The organism is Frankia sp. AgKG'84/4, from assembly GCF_023242965.2.
In the GTDB taxonomy this organism is placed as follows: domain Bacteria; phylum Actinomycetota; class Actinomycetes; order Frankiales; family Frankiaceae; genus Frankia.
This window is the reverse complement of record NZ_JALKFU020001289.1, coordinates 1-2,193: the sequence shown is the minus strand read 5'-3', so window position 1 is coordinate 2,193 and position 2,193 is coordinate 1. Positions and strand designations below refer to the sequence as shown.

Here is a 2,193-nt window from a genome sequence, read left to right as displayed (position 1 = left end):
GGGCCGGGGCGCACCCGCCATCCGCCGGTGCGGGCCAGCGCGCGGGGAACTCGTGGCGGGCGGGCACCCGTCGGGGGTTCGTGTGGGTCACCTCGGTGGCCGCGGGGGCGGCGGCGGTCGGTGCCGCCGTCGGCGCCGGGGCGGACCGGCTGCTCTCCCGCGGTGCCGGCGGGGCGGAGACGACGGCCGCCGGCCACATGATCGTGCCCAACACGGCGACCTGGTGGACGGTCGCCACCAGCCAGGACCTGCCCGAGGGTAGCGTGCGCGCGTTCGACCTCGGCGCGGTCACCGGGTTCGTGGAGCGCCGCGGCGGTGCGGTGCGCGCGGTCTCCGGCGTCTGCACCCACCAGGGCTGCCAGCTCGCGCTGGACGCGGCCGTGCGCCGGCTCAACTGCCCCTGCCACCGGACCGTCTTCGAGCTCACCGGCGAGGTCGCGCATTCTCAGCTCAAAACTCCCCCACGTACGCTACCGGAATTCGAGGTGCGGGAGGTGTCGGGTGTCGTACAGGTATTCGCGCCACCGAGATCCGAACGGGCCTGACGCCGTGAAGGTGTAACCCGGCTGCCTATCCAGGGGTGAGGAGTCCGCACGGACGCGGACCGCGATTCCCAAGACCCAACCGGGTCGGAACGGTATTGCTGTGACAACCGAATCGACAGTCCGAAAGCGCGCGACACCGTTTTCGGCGGTGGTCTTCCTGACGTTGGCCCTGGCCATTCTCGCCGCCTGTGGATCCACCGGAACGAAGAACACCGCGGCGGCCGCGGCGGGCACGGCGACACCGGGCTTCGTTCCCAGCGGCGCCGCGACACCGCCCCCGAACCCGATGCCCGGAATGACGATGCCCGGAATGACGATGCCGGCGGCGGCGGGCGCGGCGAACGCGCCTGCGGCCACCGGCAAGGCGGTGGCCATCAAGAACTTCGCGTTCGACGCGGCGAACCTGACCGTGCGGGTCGGGACGACCGTCACCTGGACGAACCAGGACGGCGATGCCCACACCGTCGTGAGCTCCGGCAGCGGCCCGCTGCACTCGCCGACCCTGGACACCGGCGACACCTACCAGTACACGTTCACCAAGGCCGGCACCTACTCCTACCTGTGCTCCATCCACCCGTTCATGCTCGGCTCGGTGCGGGTGACGGCGTGAGCGGCCCCGACAGCACCAGCTCCGGCGCGTCCGGGGCGGGGATGAGCCGGCGCCAGCTCGCCCGGCACGCCTCCTGGTTCGGCGCGGCCGTCGGGCTGACCGTGGTCGGCGGCGAGCTGACCAGGCACGCCGTGTCCGACCCGGGCGGCGCCACGACGGCCGCCGCGGCCCAGGGTGTGCACTTCGTCCAGGTCAGCGACAGCCACCTCGGGTTCACCGGGCCGGCGAACCCGGACGTCACCGGCTCCTTCCAGCGAGCGATCAACCAGGTGAATGCGCTGCCCTACCAGCCGGACTTCGTCATCCACACCGGCGACCTCACGCACCTGTCCACGCCGGCGCAGTTCGACCAGGTGAAGCAGATGATGTCCGGGCTGCGCACCGGCGAGGTCTTCACGGTGCCGGGCGAGCATGATTCCGTCGGCGACCACGGCAAGGGCTATCTGAAGACCTTCGGATCCGGAACCCACGGCGACGGCTGGTACAGCTTCGACGTCCGCGGGGTGCATTTCATCGGGCTGGTGAACACGTTCAGCCTGGAGGCCCTCGGGCATCTCGGGCCGGCGCAGACTGATTTTGTCCGAAAGGACGTGGCCGGCCTCGACAGCGATGTTCCGATCGTCGTCTTCAGCCACATCCCGCTGTTCGCCATGTATCCGAAATGGGGTTGGGGGACGGACGACGCGGCCACCGTCCTCGGCCACCTGCGCCGGTTCTCGTCCGTGACCTGCCTCAACGGCCACGTCCACCAGCTTTTCACGAAACGGGAGGGGAACGTGACGTTCCAGTCCGCGACCACCACCGCCTATCCGCTGCCCCACCCCGGCGTCGGCCCGGCGCCGACCCCGCAGACGCTGCCCGCCGGCAAGCTCGCCGCCGCCCTGGGCATCCGCGAGGTCCAGTACCGCCCCGGCACCAACGCGCCGGCGATCGTGGACAGCAGGCTCGCGTGAGCGGCCCACACAACTCCATGCGGGCGGGCGGCTCACGGGCGGGCGCGGCGCTGCGGGCCTGGCGGGCGGACCCGCCGGCATTGGC

General features: G+C 71.5%; 3 protein-coding genes. All 3 read left to right on the top strand.

The genetic code is table 11. The features are described from left to right. Window positions 1-545, top strand: a 545-nt coding sequence (locus tag MXD58_RS29745; protein ID WP_250611467.1) for a Rieske (2Fe-2S) protein, incomplete at its 5' end; no start/stop codon positions are given. Window positions 546-693: 148 nt separating this feature from the next. Then, on the top strand, window positions 694-1,155 hold the full coding sequence (locus MXD58_RS29740; protein WP_248839254.1) for a plastocyanin/azurin family copper-binding protein: 462 nt from the start codon (window positions 694-696) through the stop codon (window positions 1,153-1,155). Next, window positions 1,152-2,108: a metallophosphoesterase family protein gene (locus MXD58_RS29735; RefSeq protein ID WP_248839253.1), complete on the top strand. Its 957-nt coding sequence runs from the start codon at window positions 1,152-1,154 to the stop codon at window positions 2,106-2,108. The genes MXD58_RS29740 and MXD58_RS29735 overlap by 4 nt, the downstream gene beginning before the upstream one ends. Window positions 2,109-2,193: the final 85 nt, after the last annotated feature.